Below are 17397 nucleotides of genomic sequence, written 5' to 3' on the forward strand. Positions count from 1 at the left end.
GCGGCACCTCCGGTCGTCCCGGTGGTACCGCCTTCGGCCGGTGCGGGTTCGCGTGCGCCTGCGGTCAGTGGGCGACCGCCTCCTGCGCGGCCGGTGCCGCCTTGTCGCCGTCCGCCGCGTCCGCCGCGTCGGCCGGGCCCGCGCCGCGGAGGGGGACCTCCTTGACGAACCAGGCCGCCGCGAAGCCCAGTACGGCGATGGCCGCGCCGAGCAGGAACGCCGAGTGCGTACCGGCGGCCACCGCGTGCTGGTAGGCGTCGCGTACCGCTTCGGGGAGCTTCGCCAGGCTCGCGGCGTCCAGCTGGGCGGAGCCCGCGGCCTGGGCGGCCTCCGGGCCCAGGCGCTCGGTCATGGTGTCCGTGACCCGGGCGCTGAAGAGGGAGCCCATCAGGGCCACGCCGAAGGAGCCGCCGAGGGTGCGGAAGAGGGTCGCCGAGGAGGAGGCGACGCCCATGTCCTTCATCTCGACGCTGTTCTGCGCGACCAGCATGGTGATCTGCATCAGGAAGCCGAGACCGGCGCCGAGGACGGCCATGTAGAGGCCCGACACGAGGCGGGTGGTGCCGGTGTCCATGGTCGCGAGCAGGAACATCCCGACGACCATGAGCGCGCCGCCGGCGATCGGGAACATCTTGTACTTGCCGCTGCTGGTGGTGACCCGGCCCGCGATCAGCGAGACGGCCATCATCGAGAGCAGCATGGGCAGGAGCAGCAGGCCCGAGTTGGTGGCGGAGGCGCCCTGCACCGACTGCTGGAACAGCGGGAGGTAGAGCACGCCGCCGAACATCGCGAAGCCGACGAGGAAGCCGATCACCGACATCAGGGTGAAGTTGCGGCTGCGGAAGATGTGGAGCGGCATGACCGGCTCGGCGGCCTTGGTCTCCGCGTAGAGGAACGCGGCGGTCGACAGGACGCCGACGGCGATGAGGCCGAGGATCTCGACGGAGCCCCACGCGTACTCGTTGCCGCCCCAGGTCGTCACGAGGACGGTGGAGGTGATGGCGATGGTCAGCAGCGCGGCGCCGAGGTAGTCGATCTTGCCCTGTGCCCGCTTCTTGGGCAGGTGCAGCACGGCGGTGACCATGGCCAGCGCGACCGCGCCGAGCGGCAGGTTGATGTAGAAGGACCAGCGCCAGCCCCAGTGGTCGGTGATGGTGCCGCCGACCAGGGGGCCGCCGATCATGGCGAGGGCCATCACGCCGGCCATCATGCCCTGGTACTTGCCGCGCTCACGGGGCGGGATCAGGTCGCCGATGATCGCCATGACGCCGACCATCAGACCGCCGGCGCCGAGGCCCTGGATCGCGCGGAAGCCGATCAGCTGGCCCATGCTCTGGGCCATGCCGCTGAGCGCGGAGCCGATCAGGAAGATGACGATCGAGGTGAGGAAGGAGCCCTTGCGCCCGTACATGTCGCCGAGCTTGCCCCAGATGGGGGTGGAGGCCGCGGTGGCCAGCGTGTAGGCGGTGACCACCCAGGAGAGGTGCTCCAGGCCGTGGAGCTCGCCGACGATCGTCGGCATCGCGGTGCCGATGATCATGTTGTCGAGCATCGCCAGCAGCATCGCGATCATGAGCGCCATGAGGACGACCCGTACGCTGCGCGGCTTCACCTCCTCCGAGGTCCCCGCAGGCTTGACTTCGTCCACCATGTCCACTCCCCTGGCCCTACCACTCGTACTGCGTCCCGCACCGGCACTTACTTGCCGCCCGGCTAGTTCACTACAATGGGGACGGTAGACCCGCAACTAGCCGGGCGTCAAGTAAGTAATTGGGGAGAGCCATGTCCAGCAGCAGTCCGCAGCGACGCCGTGGCGACACGCGTCAGCGCATCCAGGACGTCGCACTGGAGCTCTTCGCCGAGCAGGGGTACGAGAAGACGTCGCTGCGCGAGATCGCGGAGCGGCTGGAGGTCACGAAGGCGGCGCTGTACTACCACTTCAAGACCAAGGAAGACATCATCATCAGCATCTTCGAGGACCTGACGCGTCCCATCGACGAGCTGATCACGTGGGCGGAGGGGCAGCCGCGCACGCTGGAGACCAAGCGCGAGGTGCTGCGGCGCTACAGCGAGGCGATGGCGGCGGGCGCCGTGCTGTACCGGTTCATGCAGGAGAACCAGGCCACGACGCGCGAGCTCAGCATCGGCGAGACGGTCAAGAAGCGGCTCTTCACCCTCGTGGAACTGCTCCGCACGCAGGACGGCCCGCTGACGGACCAGGTCCGCTGCGTCAGCGCGCTGTTCACCCTGCACGCCGGAATGATGTTCCTCCAGCACGTCGAGGGCGACCCGGAGGAGACCCGCCTGGCCGCCCTGGAGGTCGCCACGGACCTCATCACCCAGGCCCACCACCAGGCATAGGACCCAGCAGACCGACCCCACGGGGTAGGTATTCCTACTCATGTCCTGCTATCGGATCCCCCGTACGGTACGAGGGATCTGATGGTGTGTGACACGGGAGGAACGCATGGGGCTCAGCCCCGAGTGGGAGAAGCTGTTCGAGGCTTCCCCCCGGATGAACCTGGCTTCGGCGAACACACCCGCAGGGGGCGGTGGGGGTGGCGGAGGCGGCAAGGACCTCGACGTGAGCCAGGGGCCGTGGACCAGTGCCTCCGGGGTCTCCGCCGAACTCACCGTCACCACCAGCACTGCCCTGACCCGGCTGGACAGTGCGCACGAAGGCGTCGTCCCCACCCTCGAAGGCTTCATGCTGCCCGCGATCCTCGGAGAGGTCCGCACGTCCTGGAAGGGCCGCCTCGAGGACGTCCGGGCCGAATGCACGCGGCTGGAGGGCGCGTTGAAGACCGCGGGCAGGGAGTTCGGCGAGGTCGACCACCGGGTGAAGGACGGGTTCGGCGCCCTCCGCCCCGACGGCGCGGACGGCGAGCACCGCGCGGACAAGGGCCGGTAGCGCCCGATGATGACCTGGCAGCACCTGAAGGACCTCAAGCGGACCGAGTACGAGGAGGCGGCGGACGGCTGGGGCGAAGTCAGCAGCCGTGCCTACGCGGCCAAGGAGCGCGTCGAGAACGAGATGCTCGCGAGGCTGCGCGACACCCAGACGGCGCAGACCGCCGAAGCGGCCCTCGGCGACCTGAGCCGGCTGGCCCGCAACTTCCAGTACGTCCACGCCGAGTGCGGGCTCGTCCGTACGGCCCTCAACGGCTTCGCCGCCGAAGTGGCCGCCCCTCAGAGCCTTCTCAAGGCGGCGCTGGATGACGCCGAGGGCTACGGCTTCACCGTCCACCAGGACGGCTCGGTCTCCTATCCGACCGGCACCCCGTCCAGCCCGTACCTCAAGCCCACCGAGGCGGGCACGGCCGGCCCGACCCCCGCCGGCCCGCTGCTCCCGGGGGCGAGCAACCCTCTGTCCCCCGCGCCGAACGGGGGTCTGGTCATCAACCCGAACAAGGCCAAGGCCGAGGGCATAGCGCAGCGCATCGCCTCCGCGTGCCGCACGGCGGCGGAGATCGACTCCCGCTACCGCACCACCCTCTCCGAGCTCAAGGTGGAGCGCGGCCTGCGCGTCGACGACAAGGTCTGGGCCGATGCGGCCAAGGACCTTCAGCGCACGCGCGACGCCGCCGGCACGTACCTCAAGGACTCGGACATCCCGCACGGCAAGTCCCCCGCGGAGAACGCGGCCTGGTGGAACGGCCTCGACCAGGAGCGGCGGGACGAGTACATCTCCCTGCACCCCGCGAGCGTCGGCGCCCTGGACGGCATCCCGACGGAGGTCCGCGACACGGCGAACCGCGTCGTCCTCGCCGAGAACCACGGCACCCGCCAGGTGGAACTGGACGCCTGGCGCGGCAAGGAGCCGCCCCGGTACGAGAAGTACATCAGCCCGATCACCGGCCGCGAGGTCAAGGGCGCGCAGATCGAGTCGAAGGCGTGGAAGGAGTGGGACGAGAAGCGCACGGAGATGCAGGAGCGGCTGGACGGGATGCAGCACGTCCAGGACCGTCTCACCGCGTCCGAGGCCGGCAAGCGGCCCGAGGGCTACCTCCTGGGCTTCGCCGACACCAAGAACGGCCAGGCCATCGTGTCGATCGGCAACCCGGACACGGCGGACAACGTGGTGACGTACGTGCCGGGGACGAAGTCGAACCTAGCGGGGATCGAGGGTGACCTCGTGCGGGCCGAGCAGCTCCGGGCGGAGGCGATGGACCAGGATCCCGGACGGCAGACCGCCTCGATCCTCTGGCTCGGCTACGAGGCGCCTCAGAGCATTGTGCCGGAGGCCGCCAGCCCCTCCTGGGCGAACGACGCGAAGGAGCCGCTGAGCCGGTTCCTCACCGGGGTCGACACCGCCCACACCGGAGGCCCGGTGAACTCCACCGTCCTCGGCCACAGCTACGGATCGCTGGTCACGGGCAAGGCCCTGGCAGACCACCCCGACCTGCCCGTGGACAACGTCATCTTCGTGGGCAGCCCGGGTGTCAGCGTGGACCATGCGAGGGATCTCGGGGTACCGCCGGACCACGTATGGTCCGCAGTGGCCGACAACGACTACATCAACACCCCGCCCTCACCCAAGGGGCTCGCCGGCGCATGGCTGGGCCCTCTGTACCCGCCAGGGCTCATCGAGCTGTTCGATGACCACTCCATCCTGTACGGGACGGATCCCACCACGGACGACTTCGGCGGACGTACGTTCGACGTGGCGCCGGGCAAAGGGCTTCAGGCCGATTTGGATGACCCCATGCCTGCGCACTCGCAGTACTGGGAGGACGACTCCCTGAAGGCCATGGGCGGAATAGTGACGGGGAAGAAATCTTGAACCTCAGAAGAGTCGTGGCATCGGGAGTGCTCCTCGCACTGATGGGAACGACGGCCGCGTGCGCGGACCAGGGGAAGCCGACGGAGAAGGTGACCATGAACGAGCAGCAGGCCGTGTCGCGCGCCGAGCAGATCGTCCAGCAGGCGGTGGCCGGCCTGTCACCGCAGCCCGCCTTGCAGCAGAACGGGGCCAAGGGGCCGGGCGCCTGCCTGGCCGACTACGGGGTCAGCAAGCGGGCCCAGGTCATCCACCGGTACCAGTTGACGAAGGTGCCCGGCTCCGCCGCGAAGGACCTTCTCGGCCAGGTCCGGGACGCCTGGGTCGCACAGGGGTACAAGTTCAAGTCCAAGGAGGGCGAGGGCGACTGGAGCAAGCCGGACCCCTACATCAGCATGCGCACCGAGCCCGACGACTTCTGGATGAGCGGCGGCATCGGCATCACGAACGAGGCCACCGGCGAGGGCATCGCCTACATCACCGTCACCTCCCCCTGCTACCCCAAGCCCGAGCGCAGCGCCTCCCCCAGCCCGCAGTCGCAGTCGCAGTCGCAGTCACTGTCCGCCGACGAGGCCTCCCGGCAGGCCGTGCTCGCGCACTCCAGCCGGATCTACGACGCCCTGCGCGTCCGGCACGACGCGGCGGGCGGCGGGGACCTGCGCACGGTGGAGAACGAGGGCGCGACCTACGTCCACCACACCTGGGCGACCGAGCCGTTGGCCGACGACCGGGCGGCCCGGGCCATGGCACGGGCGCAGGGGTACTTCGAGGGCTCCGGCTGGCGGGTCCGCAGCGCCGCGGGCCGCCTCGTCGCCCTCGGCCCCGCCGACGAAGTGGCGGTCCAGCTGGCGCGGGCGGACCACGGCGGCCTGAACGTCGGCGTCACGGGCCCGGCCACCCCCGTCCTGCACGACCCCGCCTCGGCATGACCCTGCACAGCGGGCCGGCACAGGGGCCGGTATGGGGGGCGGCATCGGGGGCACTGCTCGTCCTCGCGTGCGCGATGCCCGCGTGCCCGGCCGTCCCGCGCGCCGGCCGGATGGGCGGGATCAGGCGAGGCGGCGGTCCCGGGCGGCGATCGGGACGTCGTTGATGCTCGCCTCGCGCCGCCTCATCAGGCCGTTGTCGTCGAACTCCCACTGCTCGTTGCCGTGGCTGCGGAACCACCGGCCGGCGGCGTCGTGCCACTCGTACTCGAAGCGGACCGAGATGCGGTTGCCGGTGAACGCCCAAAGCTCCTTGCGGAGCCGGTAGTCGAGCTCGCGCTCCCACTTGTCGGCGAGGAATTCACGGATCTCGGCGCGGCCGGTGAGGAACCGGTCGCGATTGCGCCAGACCGAGTCCTCGGTGTACGCGAGGGCGACGCGCTCGGGGTCGCGGCTGTTCCAGGCGTCCTCGGCGGCCTGGACCTTGGCGCGGGCGGACTCCTCGGTGAAGGGCGGCAGGGGCGGGCGTACGGCGGGAGTGTCGGTCATGGCGGTCACCTCTCGATTGCGAGAACGGTCGTTCTCGACACTAGAGAACGCACGTTCTCCACGCAAGGGGAATCTGAACTACGCTGCCCCCATGGACGACGAAGAGGCCCGGACCCGACTGCTCGACGCGGCGGAGGAGCTGTTCTACCGGCACGGCATCCAGGCCGTCGGCATGGACCGCATCCGCACCGCCTCCGGGGTCCCCCTCAAGCGCCTCTACCGCCTCTTCCCGGCGAAGGAATCCCTGGTCACGGCCTACCTGGAACGCCGCGACCGGCGCTGGCTGGACTCGCTGCGCACCGCGGCCCTCGCCCCGGCGCAGCCGCGGGCGCGCGTGCTCGCGGTCTTCGACTGGCTGGCGGACTGGTTCAGCGAGCCCGACTTCCGGGGCTGCGCGTTCCTCAACGCGTACGGGGAGCTGGGGGCGGCGGCCCCCGGGATCGTCCGCATCCACAAGGCGGAACTCCACGCCCTGCTGGCCGGCCTGACCGCCGACCCCGCCCTCGCCGACCGGCTCCTGATCCTGACCGAGGGGGCGACGACGGTGGCCACCCTCTCCCCCGGCCCCGAGCCGGCCCACCAGGCCCGGGAAATCGCGGAGCTCCTCCTGAGTGGGTGACGCAGGTCACGTCAATCCGGCCTCTGAGGCTGTCACATCCGGGCCGCGTTTTCCGTCAGAGCTGTGTAACGGTCGACACGGCAAGGAGATCACGATGGAAGCGCGTCTCAACTTCTACGGCAATGCGGTCGCGACCAAGTTCGCCCGGTACATCAACTCCGCGGGCAAGGCCCTCTCGGACTCGACCCTCCCGCACGCCACGCAGGAACTCGTGAAGCTCCGGGCCAGCCAGATCAACGGCTGCGGGTTCTGCACCGACATGCACTTCAAGGACGCCTCGCACGCCGGGGAGGACCCGGTGCGGCTGAACCTGGTCGCGGCCTGGCGCGAGGCGAAGGTGTTCACCGACGCCGAGCGGGCGGCCCTGGAGCTGACCGAGCAGGGCACCCGCATCGCCGACGCGGCCGGCGGGGTCACGGACGAGGCGTGGGCCGATGCCGCCAAGCACTACGACGAGGACCAGCTGGCCGCGCTGGTCTCCCTCATCGCGCTGATCAACGCGTACAACCGGATGAACGTGATCGTCCAGCAGCCGGCGGGCGACTACCAGCCGGGCCAGTTCGGCTGATCACGCGCGGGACGGCCCACTGTCCGGCCCCGACAGGGGAGGGGCCGGACAGTGGGCAACGGTCTGGGTACGCGTACTCACGACAGGAGCCCGGACGCTCCCGATCATGGAGGGAGTCCACACACCCCGGGGGAACCGATGACCGCTCGCACGCTCGTCCGCCTGACCTTCGCGAACCCCGCCTCGGTGATCTACCTGAGCCTCGTCGGCGCCGCCGTGGCCGTCGCGACGGCCGTCACGCTGTTCGCCCCGGATCCCGGCTTCGTATGGGTACTGCCCGCCCTGTGCGCGTTCCCGCTGTTCCTCTTCGTGGCGCTGGCCCATGGCAGCGCCATCGGGGACGGCCCGCCCGCGACGTGGCTCTTCATCACCGAGCTCGTCCTCTGCGTACTGGCCCAGTCGCTCGTCCTCGGAACGATCGTGGAGGCCTCCCGCGGCCGCCTCCGGCGCGGCACCCCCCGTACTCCGAGCAGCTAGCCGGACCCGGCCGGGCCTCACCATGCCGCGGCCTCCACGACCCGCTGCGCGATCCACGGCACCGGACGGCCGTCCGTGGCGATACGGACCGTTCCGGGTGGCGCGTCACGCTCCAGCACGGCCGCGGCCCGTCGGCTGCGCGCGATGTGGACCGCGAGCTGCGAGCCGATCTCCCGCCGGGCCAACCGCTCCCGCACGGTCTCCTCGCGCGCCGTGAGCAGCACGCACGTCGTACGGATCGGGCTGTCGCCGCCCATGGCCCGGTGGATCAGCGGCAGATCGAGGATGCTGACGGTGTTGGTGTAGACGAGGCGGCATTGCCCCAGGACGGAGTAGTTCGCCCAGATCGAGGCGAGGTTCCGCTCGGTTATGGCCGCACGGTCCGGGTCGCCCTCGGGGGCCGGATGGATCTGGTCGAGGAAGTCGCCCTCCATGTAGCAGTGCGCCGTCCCACGACCGCGCCGCAGCTCGGACACCTCCCAGCCGACCGTGGACTTCCCCACACCCGATCCGCCGCCGATCAGAAGCACTTCGTACGCCGTCATGACGCCTGAGCGTGGCAGACCCGGCGGCGGCGTGACAGGGCGCGCCGACGGAGTCTCGGGGGCGGGCTCGTTTGCACATGAGTTCCCGGCCGACACCGGGCGTCGGGCGGAACAACAGCACCATTCCACGGGAGTTGGGACAATGATCAGCTACCGCAGGCTTCATCCATTGCCAAGCCATGTGCGGGACGGGGAAGGAGAAGCCGGCCAATGAACGATTCCCTTGCCCGGGTCGGGCCCCGGAAGCAGAAGTGGTCATGGAAGCGGCGTCTCGCCGTCGGTGCGGGTGTGTTCGCCGGGCTGTGCGGCCTCGGATGCGCCGCCGTGCTCGTGCTGGGCATGATCACCTGGCAACGGCTGATGGAGCACGACACGAAGTGCTGCTGGGAGGAGAACGCCACACCCGAGTGGATGGCCGGGGTGATGGGGTTCCAGGTGCCGCAGGCGGCCACGGACCGCCGGGCCGGGTTCAAGACCAGCTCGCAGTACGACGTCGGGCTGCTCACCTTCACGGTGACGACGGCGGAGGCCGACAGCTTCCTGCAGCCGCTGGTGCCGCCGGGCAAGAAGATGCTGCCCAACCTCGAACCGAAGGCTCCGGGGTACACCCGCAGCGACGGCTTCACCCACCTCGGACTCCCCGAGCCCGAGACCTTCACCGAGGGAATGCGTCACAGATCCGTCTGCCACGGTGACGCGCAGACGCCCGAGAGCACGGCCCTGGGTCTCTGCGCGAAGATCCACGCACACGAGTTCCGGCCCGGCGCCACGCGGATCTACTTCTGGGCCGCGATCGAGGGGGACATGGGGAAGCCGCCGGCCCCTTAGCCTCCGCCCGTGGTGCGGGGGAAGGTGATCTCGACGCGGCGGTTCTTCTTGCGTCCTTCCTCCGTGCTGTTGTCGGCGATCGGGTAGTCCTCGCTGTAGCCGCGGACGTCGAAGACGACGCTGGGATTGGTGACGGTCTTGGCCAGCTCGGCCTGCACGGCATCGGCGCGCTGCTTGGACAGCTCCTTGCCGTGCTCGTAGCTGCCCTGGTCGTCGGTGAACCCGAAGACGCGGATGCGGGTCGCCTTCTGCGTGTTGATCTCGTTGGCGATGGCCTGGATCCGGGCGGCGGCCTGCGCGTTGAACACGGCGCTGTTCTCCGGGAACAGCACCTCGGACTGCAGCGCCATCATGACGGTCTGATTGGTCTCCTGCCGCCGCTGCTCCCCACCGAGGTCCTCGACGACCTCGGCGATGTCCAGCACCTTGACGGGCGCGAGCGTCCCCCCTTGCGGGATCTTCAGCCCGGGGGCGTTGGAGTCGATGGGGACGGGGGCGGAGGCGGAGGGCTCGGTGCCGGGAGGTACGGACGGCTTGACGTCATCGGCATGGGCGGCCGCCGCACCGACTGATTGAACGCCGGCAATGACGAGCCCGACGACGGCTGTTGCGGCGAGGACGCGATGGCGTTTGGTCATGGGGTCACCCGGAGAGTTTGACGGTCGCCGTGGCGAAGGTGGGGAGGCTGAGGTCCACCTCAACGGTGCTGGTAGGCGGAGCCGGGAACTGAGCGAAGAACGGCATGGTCTGGCCGGCTTCGATGATGTTCAGCCCAGTCGTGCACAGGCACCGGCCATCGGTGTCCCTGAGCACGTAGTACCGCTTCTTGCCGACCTTGTCGACCAGGGTCACGCCGGCCACGGATACTCCACTGGAGTTCAGCTCGTTACCGCGCCAGGGCGCGGTGTTCACGTACGCGGCACTGCCGGTGTTCTTCAACTGCCCTTCGACGGTGAGGAATCCTCCGGCGTCCCGGGCTGCCTTGTTGATCGTCAGCACCATGCCCGACTCGCCGTTCACCGTGGCGATGATCTGAGCCGGTGGGGCATCAGCGCTCTTCACCGCTCCGGACGGGGAGGCCTCGCCGCCGCCCTGCGGCTTCGCCGACGGGGACGCAGCGGGCTTGTCCGACTTCCCCTCGCCCCCGCACCCGGTCAGGGCAAGGGCCAGGACCGCCACCATCCCCACAGCCGCCTTCCCGTGGGCCGCGCGCCGCCGAACACTCATGTACTTGGCTTCCTTGTCTCTCGGTCGTCAGTCGGTCAGGCGTATGTCGAACAGAGCCGCAGCCAGCGAACGCCACGCGCGCGGTTGGGCGGGGTTGTAGTCCACGACGACCCCTTTGTCGCAAGAGAACTTGATCGGCCCGGGCGGCTCCGGTATCGGCGCCGAGCCGCCGCCGCTGCCCGGTCCCCCGGGTTGGACGTGGCAGCGAGGAACGATCTCCGCTCTCGCATCCGCTTCGCCGCGCTTTCCGCTCGTACCGGGGACGACAGAGTCCCCCACCGTTCCGTTCGTCATCGACCGGACGCTGAACCGGATGCCCGACCGGCTGCACGTCACCGTCGCGTCATTCATCGCGGCAAAGTCGTGCGCCGCCGCACAAGCGTCTCCGGACGGGTCGAATCGATTGCCCAGCAGGACCTGTTCCCACTCCTCCGGCGAGAGGGTGGCGAGGTCGAGGCCGGGCACCAGGGTGTCTCTGGCCTCGCGCGCCGCCGCGAGCGCGGCGGCGTCCGCAGCTCCTTGCGCATCGCTGCGGACGATCGCCGCCTTGCCGATGGTGAAGAACGCCAGAGCAGCGAAGAGGAGACCCGCTACGACTACGGCGTAAATGGGGAAGGCTTGACCGCGGTCACCGCCGAATCGGCGCCATGTCACTTTCCTGCCGTGATGCTCGCGACGGCAGCAGTGATCTTGGTCGTAATGGCCTGGCCGATGCCGGTTCCGATGATCGCGCCGATGATCACGACGACCACCAGAATGATCCCCAGGTACTCGAATGCCGTCTGGCCTCGATCCCTCGAGCCCTTGCCCTCGTACCGCTTGCGCATCCTCGCCACGGTGTTCTGCAACATGGGGGTTCCCTCCCGGGCCGGTACCGGTGTCGATCTGCGGACGGTACGGCGAGTCACCAGTCGTCACCAAGGGTCCCGGGGCCCAATTACGGACCCACTGCGCACTCCGTCTACCCATGACCGGTCACTCCTGGACGGGCGGTTCCCAGCCAGCGGGCTATCGCCTCGCTGCGCGTGGCGCTCTGGAGCTTCGCGAAGATGCGGTTGATGTGGTTCTTGACGGTCTTCTCGCTGATGAAGCAGGCCGCCGCGATCCGCTGGTTGCTCATCCCGGACGCGATCAGATCCATGATCTCCACCTCCCGGGAACTCAGCCCGAAGACAACAGAGTTGTGCATCCGCTCAGAAGACTGTGCCACAACTCGTTGCGGATGCGAAGAGGCCCGCAGCTCCGCCAGGAGCGCGCTCGCCGCCGTCGGAGTGAAGTGGGGGCGGCCCTCGCGCACGTCGCGGACCGCCCTCAGCAGCTCGTCCGCCGTGAACTCGCCGTGCACGAGGTAGCCGCCGGCCCCCAACAGCAGGGCCTCACGCACGATTTCGGCTTCCTTGCTGTACGTCAGCATCAGTACGGGGGCCAGCTGCACCAGGTGCGGCAGTGCCGAGATCCCGTCCACCCCCGGCATGCGGACGTCCAGCAGGATCACGTCCGGTGCGTGCCGGCGGGTCAGGCTCAGGGCTTCGCGGCCGTCCGCCGCCTGGGCGATGACGTCGAGGTCCTCGGCCGTGCACAGGATGGCCGCCAGGCCCGCCCTGATGACCGGGTTGCCGTCCGCGATGAGGACGCTCAGTGGCGTCATGGTTCAGCCACCCCCGAACAGCGCGTCGAAGTCGACGTTCGCCCCGTACACGAAGCCGCAGACGAGCAGGATCAGCGTGCCGGGCAGCATGAACATGGTCACGGAGAAGGTGGCCTTCGGCACGGCCCGGGCCGCGCGCCTGCGGGCGTTCTGGGCGTCCGTGCGGCGCATGTCCTCGGCGATCGCGATCAGGGTGTCGACGATCGGGGAGCCCAGCTCCTCGCCCTGCTGCAGCGCCGTCACGAACTGCGCGACCTGCTCGCTGTCATTGCGTCGGCGCAGCTCGTCGAAGGCCTGGCGGCGGCTGACGCCCATGTCCATCTGCTGCAGGGTGATGCGGATCTCGTCCGCCCACGGACCCTCGTACTTGTCCGCCACCCGGCCCAGCGCCTGCCGGAAGCCCAGACCCGCGCTCACCACCACCGCGAGCACGTCGAGGAAGTCCGGCAGGGTCCGCTCGATGTGGTCGCGGCGGACGCGGATCGCGGACCACAGGCCCGCCTCGATCCAGAACAGGCCGAAGGCCACCATGAGGAGCGCGGCCACCAGCTGACCGTTGATCAGCATCGAGAAGGCGCCGAGGGCGCCCAGGGCTCCGTACACCGCGCGGCGCGCCGCGTAGCGGTCGATCGTGAGGCCGGCCGGGTTGCCCGCCATGTCGATCTGGCGGCGCTTGCGGGCCACCCGGGCCGGTCCCATCAGGCGCAGCACCGCCGGGGCCCAGCGGATGCCCATCCGGTCCACCAGGGAGCCGACGGCCGTCGTACGGGTGGCACCGACCTCCAGGGCGAGTGCCAGGTCGGTCGGCAGCTTGACGTCGGCCCGGTAGAGGCGGATGCCGTGGAAAGCTCCGAGGACCGACAGGGCCACGGCGAGTGCGAGAAGGAGTCCGATCATCGTCCTGTCCGCCCCCTCACACGTCGATCTTGGACAGGCGGCGGATGAGGACGAACCCCAGGGCGAAGAGGCCGAGCGCGACGAGGACGGCCGTCTGGCCGAGGAACGCGCCCGTCATCCGGTCCAGTGCGCCCGGCATCATCATGTCGACCAGCAGCAGGGACCCGAGGCCGATGGCGGGGACCAGGTAGGCGGTCACCGTCACCTGCGACAGCTGGGTACGGATCTCCCTGCGGGTCTCCTTGCGCTGCTCCAGCGTCACCGTGAGGTTGCGCAGGCTGTCCACGATCGCGCCGCCCGCGCGGGCCGACAGGACGAGGGTGGAGACGAGGACGACCAGTTCCCGGGAGGGCAGGCGTTCGGTGAGTTCGCCGAGGGACTCGTCGATCGAGTGGCCGACGGCGAGGCGGTCGGCGACGCGCGCCAGTTCCTCGCCCGCCGGTGCCTCCAGCTCCTCGGCGGCTATGCCGATGGCCGTGCGCAGCGCCAGTCCGGCCTGGGTGGCGTTGGCGAGGATGCGGGCCAGGTCCGGGAGCTGGTTGATGAACCGTTCCGTACGGCGCGCCCGCTGCCAGTTGAGGAAGGCGTTCGCCGCCCAGATGCCGATCGCACCCGCCACCGGACCGAAGAACGGCGCGAGGAGGGACGAGGCGATCAGCCAGACGCCCGCGATGGAACCGAGCATGTAGACGAAGAACTCGCCCGGCGTGAGGTCCAGGCCGGTGGTGGCCAGCTTGATCTCGATGCGCCGGCCCAGCTTCGTCTTCCGCAGTCGCCGGTCCACCTCCTGGAAGCGGCGGCGACGGCCGGCGGGCTCCGGGACTCCGCTCGCGGAGAGGCGCTCGATGAGGGCGGCACGCTGGGCGCGGCCGGCCATGTACGCCTGGAGGCCGGCGACGACGAGTACGCAGGCCAGCAGGGTGACGCCGAGAGTGGCGAGGATCAGTGGGTTCACAGGGCGGTCCGGGGGATGTGCGCAGTGGTGAACGGGGCGGTGAGCGGGTCGTGGTCGTCCGGCAGGGCCACCCCGAAGGCCTGGGGGATGGGCTGGTTGTTCATGTAGAGGCGTTCCGCGATCCGGCGCGGCAGCGGGTAGTACTCGAAGAAGCCGTGCACCCGGCCGTCCGCCCCCATGGGCTGGGCCGCGAAGCGGCAGACGGTCGTGATGCGGAAGGGTTCACGGCCGTGGGATTCGAGAACGGAGATCTCGGTGATGCGGCGTGAGCCGTCGCCGAAGCGGGTGAGCTGGACGATGACGTTCACGGCGCTGTTGATCTGGTCCTGGAGCGCCTCGAAGGGGATCTCGACCTCCGACATGGAGGCCAGGGTCTGCAGGCGCATCAGCGCGTCGGAGGAGCTGTTGGCGTGGACGGTGGCCAGGGATCCGTCGTGGCCGGTGGACATCGCCTGGAGCATGTCGAGGGTCTCGCCGCCGCGGACCTCGCCGACGATGATGCGGTCGGGGCGCATGCGCAGGGAGTTGCGTACGAGGTCGCGGATGGTGATCTGGCCCTTGCCCTCCACGTTCGCGGGGCGGGATTCCAGGCGGATGACATGGGCCTGCTGGAGCTGGAGCTCGGCCGAGTCCTCGATGGTGATGATGCGTTCGCCCTCCGGGATCAGGCCGGAGAGGGCGTTCAGGAGGGTGGTCTTGCCGGTGCCTGTGGCCCCGGAGACGATCACGTTCGTCTTCGCCCCGACGAGGCCGGAGAGCAGGATCAGCATCTGCTCGTCGAGCGAGCCGAGGGCGATCATCTCGTGCAGGGTGAAGGCGCGCGGGAAGCGGCGGATGGTGAGGGTCGCGCCGGTCAGGGAGAGCGGCGGGATGATGACGTTGACGCGCTCGCCGCTGGGCAGGCGGGCGTCGACCATCGGATTTGCCTCGTCCACACGCCGGTTGACGGTGGAGACGATGCGCTCGATGGTCTGCATGAGCTGCTCGTGCGAGGCGAAGCGGATGGGGAGCTGTTCGACCCGGCCGGCGCGCTCCACGTAGATGTGGTCGGGGCCGTTGACCATGATTTCGGAGATCGAGGCGTCTTCGAGGAGCGGTTCGAGCACGCCGAGCCCGAGGGCCTCGTCGACGACGCGGCGGATCAGCTGCGCGCGCTCGACGGTGGAGAGGACGGGGCCTTCGCGGCTGATGATGTGGCCGAGTACGCGCTCCAGGCGCGCGCGGCGCTCTGCGGGCGCGAGCGCGGACATCTCGGCGAGGTCGATCTCCTCCAGCAGCTTGGCGCGGTAGGAGGAGACCAGGCGCCCGTCCTCGCGCGGGCTGTGCCGGTCGTCGGGGGTGTTGACCCGGGAACGCAGGCTCATGGTCCGGTCTCCTTCGGGTCGTCGTTGGGCATGACCGCCGTCGCCCTGGCCGGTTCGGGATCCAGCCCGGGAATGATCGAGTTGATCTCTATCGTCGCCACCGCGGTCACGGCATCCGCGGTCTTGGAAATCTTGACCTTCGCTCCGAGGCCGGCCCTGACGGCAGCCACCCCCGCCGCCTCGCCGCCCTCGCCGTTCCGGGCCTCCACCCGCGCCGCGGTGCGCGCCGCCGTGTCCGCCTGCTCGTGGACGTACGCGACCCAGCCGAGCTGGATCCCGCAGAGGGCGACGAACAGCAGGATCGGTACGAAGCCGATGTACTCGATGGCCACTTGGCCCCGGTCGGAGCGGCACTTCCGGTTCCGGTTCATGTCACTCCTTCTCCATCGCCGCGCCGGCCGTGCCCGTGATCTCACCGAAGTTGAGTCCGGGGTGGAGGACGGGGATCCTGAGCGTCACGGTCGCCTTGTAGATGTCGCCCGAAGGGCCGCAGTCCGCGTGCATGCCCCACGCGGGCGAGATGTGCTCGGCCGCCGCCTCCCGGCAGGACCTTCCCACCGCCCCCGCCCGCGCCGCCTCGTCCGCCGCGTTGCCCGCCAGGGAGAAGGCGTAGCCGATCAGTACGCACTCCCACACCGCCGCCACGAGCAGCAGGATCAGCGGCACCGTGCCCACGAACTCGATGGCCACCTGGCCCCGGTCCCCACGCCCCGGTCTGCGGGCGGGCATCCGTCAGCCCTCCCGGCCGCGGCGCAGGCGCGCCACCGGGCCCGCCGCGCGGACCGCCAGGGAGGCGCCGGTGGCCGCGGACGCGGACGGTGCCGTGTCCGGGGTGGACAGGAGGCCGAGTTCTCCGGCCAGCGTCCACAGGGCCTGCTTCACCGTCGAGCGGTTGTCGAGGTCCTGGACCCGGCCCGCGTCCACCACCGCCTGGAGTTCCTTGAAGGCGGCCGGGACCGGGGTGCGGGTGGCGCGGGTCTTGGTGATCTTCTCGATCAGGGCGGGCTGGATCTCCGTGTGCTTGCTCCAGCGGTTGACGACCACGGCCGTGTCCTCCGCCTTGCGCACCTGGAGCCGTTCCCACATCCGGACCATCCGCTTCGCCGCCCGCACGGCGACCACGTCCGGGGTGGTGACCAGTACGGCGACGTCCGCCATCTCCACGGCCGCCGCGTTGGCTCCGGTGACCTGGGTCCCGCAGTCGATGACGACGAGCTCGTAGCGGCTGCGCAGGGCTCCGACGATGTGCCGGGCGGCCCGGTCGTCCACCTCCTCGCCGCGTTCCCCGTCCGCCGGGGCGAGCAGCAGGGCGAGGCCCGAGGCGTCGTCGTAGACGGCGTCCTGGAGGACCCGCGGCGAGATGTCCTGGATCCCGGCGAGGTCGGCGACCGAGCGCCGGAACTGCACGTCGAGGTACGAGCCGACGTCGCCCGCCTGGAGGTCCAGGTCGACCAGTGCGGTCCGCCGGCCCGAGGCGGCCGCGGCCAGCGCGAACTGCACGGCGGTGAAGGTGGTGCCCACCCCGCCCTTGGCTCCGGTGACGGTGACGACCCGGCCGCCCGGGCCCGTGAAGACGTCGGCGGCGGCGCCCCCGCCCAGGTGGCGGCGTACGCCCACGGACCACTGGGCGGCGGCCTGGACGCGGGCGGCGAGTTCCTCGTAGGAGAGCGGGAGGCCGATCAGGCCGCGTGCGCCGGAGTCCATGGCGGCGGAGAACAGCCCCGGGCCGGCGTCCGAGGAGACCAGGACGACGCCCACCGCCGGGAAGCGCAGGGCCACTTCCCGGATGAGCTCCAGGGCGGGCACCGGGCCGATCCGCTCGTGGACGAGGACGACCTCGGGGAGTTCGTCGATGGACTCGGCGGCCAGCCGGGCGAGGGTGTCCAGGAGCGTGGTCGCGTCGGGGACGGGGGCGGCCGGCTCGGCGGCCGGGAGCTGGCTGAGCAGTGTGACGATGGCGCGCGCGGCGTCCGGGTCGCCGACCGCGGGGAGGATTCGGGTGGTCATCCGGGCC

General features: G+C 70.2%; 22 protein-coding genes. 8 read left to right on the forward strand and 14 right to left on the reverse strand.

Translation table 11 applies throughout. From position 1 onward, the window contains the following. Nucleotides 1-64 precede the first annotated feature (64 nt). Entirely contained in the window at nt 65-1651 is a 1587-nt protein-coding gene (locus ACWGE1_RS04220) for an MDR family MFS transporter (protein WP_453419022.1), read from the reverse strand. Between the two features lie 131 nt (nt 1652-1782). On the opposite strand from ACWGE1_RS04220, the gene ACWGE1_RS04225 reads away from it, so the two are divergent. The 4 genes from ACWGE1_RS04225 (at nt 1783) to ACWGE1_RS04240 (ending at nt 5709) form a co-directional block, all read left to right on the forward strand. Continuing rightward, nucleotides 1783-2361: a TetR/AcrR family transcriptional regulator gene (locus tag ACWGE1_RS04225; RefSeq protein ID WP_030385774.1), complete on the forward strand. Its 579-nt coding sequence runs from the start codon at nt 1783-1785 to the stop codon at nt 2359-2361. Between the two features lie 106 nt (nt 2362-2467). Then, nucleotides 2468-2911 (forward strand): hypothetical protein, encoded by a 444-nt coding sequence (locus ACWGE1_RS04230; protein ID WP_453419023.1) that lies wholly within the window; start codon nt 2468-2470, stop codon nt 2909-2911. 9 nt (nt 2912-2920) lie between these two features. After that, on the forward strand, nt 2921-4783 hold the full coding sequence (locus ACWGE1_RS04235) for an alpha/beta hydrolase (protein WP_453419024.1): 1863 nt from the start codon (nt 2921-2923) through the stop codon (nt 4781-4783). Next, entirely contained in the window at nt 4780-5709 is a 930-nt protein-coding gene (locus ACWGE1_RS04240) for a hypothetical protein (RefSeq protein ID WP_453419025.1), read from the forward strand. The genes ACWGE1_RS04235 and ACWGE1_RS04240 overlap by 4 nt, the downstream gene beginning before the upstream one ends. A gap of 120 nt (nt 5710-5829) precedes the next feature. Here the strand turns inward: ACWGE1_RS04240 and ACWGE1_RS04245 are convergent, their stop codons facing one another. Further along, nucleotides 5830-6255, reverse strand: coding sequence for a nuclear transport factor 2 family protein (locus tag ACWGE1_RS04245; protein ID WP_453419026.1), 426 nt, complete (start codon nt 6253-6255; stop codon nt 5830-5832). Nucleotides 6256-6346: 91 nt separating this feature from the next. On the opposite strand from ACWGE1_RS04245, the gene ACWGE1_RS04250 reads away from it, so the two are divergent. The 3 genes from ACWGE1_RS04250 to ACWGE1_RS04260 all read left to right on the forward strand — a co-directional run bounded on the left by ACWGE1_RS04250 (nt 6347) and on the right by ACWGE1_RS04260 (nt 7919). Further along, nucleotides 6347-6874, forward strand: coding sequence for a TetR/AcrR family transcriptional regulator (locus ACWGE1_RS04250; protein ID WP_453419027.1), 528 nt, complete (start codon nt 6347-6349; stop codon nt 6872-6874). 94 nt (nt 6875-6968) lie between these two features. Then, nucleotides 6969-7442: a carboxymuconolactone decarboxylase family protein gene (locus tag ACWGE1_RS04255; protein ID WP_453419028.1), complete on the forward strand. Its 474-nt coding sequence runs from the start codon at nt 6969-6971 to the stop codon at nt 7440-7442. 138 nt (nt 7443-7580) lie between these two features. Next, nucleotides 7581-7919 (forward strand): SCO4225 family membrane protein, encoded by a 339-nt coding sequence (locus tag ACWGE1_RS04260; RefSeq protein WP_453419029.1) that lies wholly within the window; start codon nt 7581-7583, stop codon nt 7917-7919. Between the two features lie 17 nt (nt 7920-7936). On the opposite strand, the gene ACWGE1_RS04265 is transcribed toward ACWGE1_RS04260, so the two are convergent. Then, on the reverse strand, nt 7937-8464 hold the full coding sequence (locus tag ACWGE1_RS04265; protein ID WP_453419030.1) for a hypothetical protein: 528 nt from the start codon (nt 8462-8464) through the stop codon (nt 7937-7939). Nucleotides 8465-8674: 210 nt separating this feature from the next. Here ACWGE1_RS04265 and ACWGE1_RS04270 point away from each other — a divergent pair, with 210 nt between their 5' ends. Next, a complete protein-coding gene (locus tag ACWGE1_RS04270; RefSeq protein ID WP_453419031.1) occupies nt 8675-9292 on the forward strand; it encodes a hypothetical protein in 618 nt (205 codons plus the stop codon). Here the strand turns inward: ACWGE1_RS04270 and ACWGE1_RS04275 are convergent. The 11 genes from ACWGE1_RS04275 to ACWGE1_RS04325 all read right to left on the reverse strand — a co-directional run bounded on the left by ACWGE1_RS04275 (nt 9289) and on the right by ACWGE1_RS04325 (nt 17390). Further along, nucleotides 9289-9930 (reverse strand): OmpA family protein, encoded by a 642-nt coding sequence (locus ACWGE1_RS04275; protein ID WP_453419032.1) that lies wholly within the window; start codon nt 9928-9930, stop codon nt 9289-9291. The two genes, ACWGE1_RS04270 and ACWGE1_RS04275, sit on opposite strands and share 4 nt — an antisense overlap. Before the next feature lie 4 nt (nt 9931-9934). Further along, on the reverse strand, nt 9935-10519 hold the full coding sequence (locus ACWGE1_RS04280; RefSeq protein ID WP_453419033.1) for a hypothetical protein: 585 nt from the start codon (nt 10517-10519) through the stop codon (nt 9935-9937). A 27-nt stretch (nt 10520-10546) separates the two neighbouring features. Next, the gene (locus ACWGE1_RS04285; RefSeq protein WP_453419034.1) at nt 10547-11173 is read right to left on the reverse strand and encodes a pilus assembly protein TadG-related protein; all 627 of its coding nucleotides are present in this window, start codon (nt 11171-11173) and stop codon (nt 10547-10549) included. Then, the gene (locus ACWGE1_RS04290; RefSeq protein WP_453419035.1) at nt 11170-11370 is read right to left on the reverse strand and encodes a hypothetical protein; all 201 of its coding nucleotides are present in this window, start codon (nt 11368-11370) and stop codon (nt 11170-11172) included. Before ACWGE1_RS04290 ends, ACWGE1_RS04285 begins: the two co-directional genes overlap by 4 nt. A 110-nt stretch (nt 11371-11480) precedes the next feature. Continuing rightward, nucleotides 11481-12167, reverse strand: coding sequence for a response regulator (locus ACWGE1_RS04295; RefSeq protein WP_453419036.1), 687 nt, complete (start codon nt 12165-12167; stop codon nt 11481-11483). A 3-nt stretch (nt 12168-12170) separates the two neighbouring features. Next, complete coding sequence (locus ACWGE1_RS04300) at nt 12171-13061, reverse strand: DUF5936 domain-containing protein (RefSeq protein WP_453419094.1); 891 nt, start codon at nt 13059-13061, stop codon at nt 12171-12173. Between the two features lie 19 nt (nt 13062-13080). Next, nucleotides 13081-14019: a type II secretion system F family protein gene (locus ACWGE1_RS04305; RefSeq protein WP_453419037.1), complete on the reverse strand. Its 939-nt coding sequence runs from the start codon at nt 14017-14019 to the stop codon at nt 13081-13083. After that, nucleotides 14016-15383, reverse strand: coding sequence for a CpaF family protein (locus ACWGE1_RS04310; RefSeq protein ID WP_453419038.1), 1368 nt, complete (start codon nt 15381-15383; stop codon nt 14016-14018). Before ACWGE1_RS04310 ends, ACWGE1_RS04305 begins: the two co-directional genes overlap by 4 nt. Further along, nucleotides 15380-15754 carry a TadE/TadG family type IV pilus assembly protein gene (locus ACWGE1_RS04315; protein WP_453419039.1) on the reverse strand — a complete coding sequence of 125 codons (375 nt, stop codon included), beginning with the start codon at nt 15752-15754 and terminating at the stop codon, nt 15380-15382. The genes ACWGE1_RS04310 and ACWGE1_RS04315 overlap by 4 nt, the downstream gene beginning before the upstream one ends. Before the next feature lies 1 nt (nt 15755). Then, nucleotides 15756-16112, reverse strand: coding sequence for a TadE/TadG family type IV pilus assembly protein (locus ACWGE1_RS04320; RefSeq protein ID WP_453419040.1), 357 nt, complete (start codon nt 16110-16112; stop codon nt 15756-15758). Between the two features lie 3 nt (nt 16113-16115). Continuing rightward, entirely contained in the window at nt 16116-17390 is a 1275-nt protein-coding gene (locus ACWGE1_RS04325) for an AAA family ATPase (RefSeq protein ID WP_453419041.1), read from the reverse strand. Nucleotides 17391-17397 lie beyond the last annotated feature (7 nt).

Source organism: Streptomyces sp. NPDC054932, assembly GCF_053610205.1.

Bases quoted from the DNA above. Each gene is read 5' to 3' on its own strand.
- ACWGE1_RS04220 (WP_453419022.1), bottom strand. From the start codon at position 1,651: ATGGTGGACGAAGTCAAGCCTGCGGGGACCTCGGAGGAGGTGAAGCCG.
- ACWGE1_RS04225 (WP_030385774.1), top strand. From the start codon at position 1,783: ATGTCCAGCAGCAGTCCGCAGCGACGCCGTGGCGACACGCGTCAGCGC.
- ACWGE1_RS04230 (WP_453419023.1), top strand. From the start codon at position 2,468: ATGGGGCTCAGCCCCGAGTGGGAGAAGCTGTTCGAGGCTTCCCCCCGG.
- ACWGE1_RS04235 (WP_453419024.1), top strand. From the start codon at position 2,921: ATGACCTGGCAGCACCTGAAGGACCTCAAGCGGACCGAGTACGAGGAG.
- ACWGE1_RS04245 (WP_453419026.1), bottom strand. From the start codon at position 6,255: ATGACCGACACTCCCGCCGTACGCCCGCCCCTGCCGCCCTTCACCGAG.
- ACWGE1_RS04250 (WP_453419027.1), top strand. From the start codon at position 6,347: ATGGACGACGAAGAGGCCCGGACCCGACTGCTCGACGCGGCGGAGGAG.
- ACWGE1_RS04255 (WP_453419028.1), top strand. From the start codon at position 6,969: ATGGAAGCGCGTCTCAACTTCTACGGCAATGCGGTCGCGACCAAGTTC.
- ACWGE1_RS04260 (WP_453419029.1), top strand. From the start codon at position 7,581: ATGACCGCTCGCACGCTCGTCCGCCTGACCTTCGCGAACCCCGCCTCG.
- ACWGE1_RS04265 (WP_453419030.1), bottom strand. From the start codon at position 8,464: ATGACGGCGTACGAAGTGCTTCTGATCGGCGGCGGATCGGGTGTGGGG.
- ACWGE1_RS04270 (WP_453419031.1), top strand. From the start codon at position 8,675: ATGAACGATTCCCTTGCCCGGGTCGGGCCCCGGAAGCAGAAGTGGTCA.
- ACWGE1_RS04275 (WP_453419032.1), bottom strand. From the start codon at position 9,930: ATGACCAAACGCCATCGCGTCCTCGCCGCAACAGCCGTCGTCGGGCTC.
- ACWGE1_RS04280 (WP_453419033.1), bottom strand. From the start codon at position 10,519: ATGAGTGTTCGGCGGCGCGCGGCCCACGGGAAGGCGGCTGTGGGGATG.
- ACWGE1_RS04290 (WP_453419035.1), bottom strand. From the start codon at position 11,370: ATGTTGCAGAACACCGTGGCGAGGATGCGCAAGCGGTACGAGGGCAAG.
- ACWGE1_RS04295 (WP_453419036.1), bottom strand. From the start codon at position 12,167: ATGACGCCACTGAGCGTCCTCATCGCGGACGGCAACCCGGTCATCAGG.
- ACWGE1_RS04310 (WP_453419038.1), bottom strand. From the start codon at position 15,383: ATGAGCCTGCGTTCCCGGGTCAACACCCCCGACGACCGGCACAGCCCG.
- ACWGE1_RS04315 (WP_453419039.1), bottom strand. From the start codon at position 15,754: ATGAACCGGAACCGGAAGTGCCGCTCCGACCGGGGCCAAGTGGCCATC.
- ACWGE1_RS04320 (WP_453419040.1), bottom strand. From the start codon at position 16,112: ATGCCCGCCCGCAGACCGGGGCGTGGGGACCGGGGCCAGGTGGCCATC.
- ACWGE1_RS04325 (WP_453419041.1), bottom strand. From the start codon at position 17,390: ATGACCACCCGAATCCTCCCCGCGGTCGGCGACCCGGACGCCGCGCGC.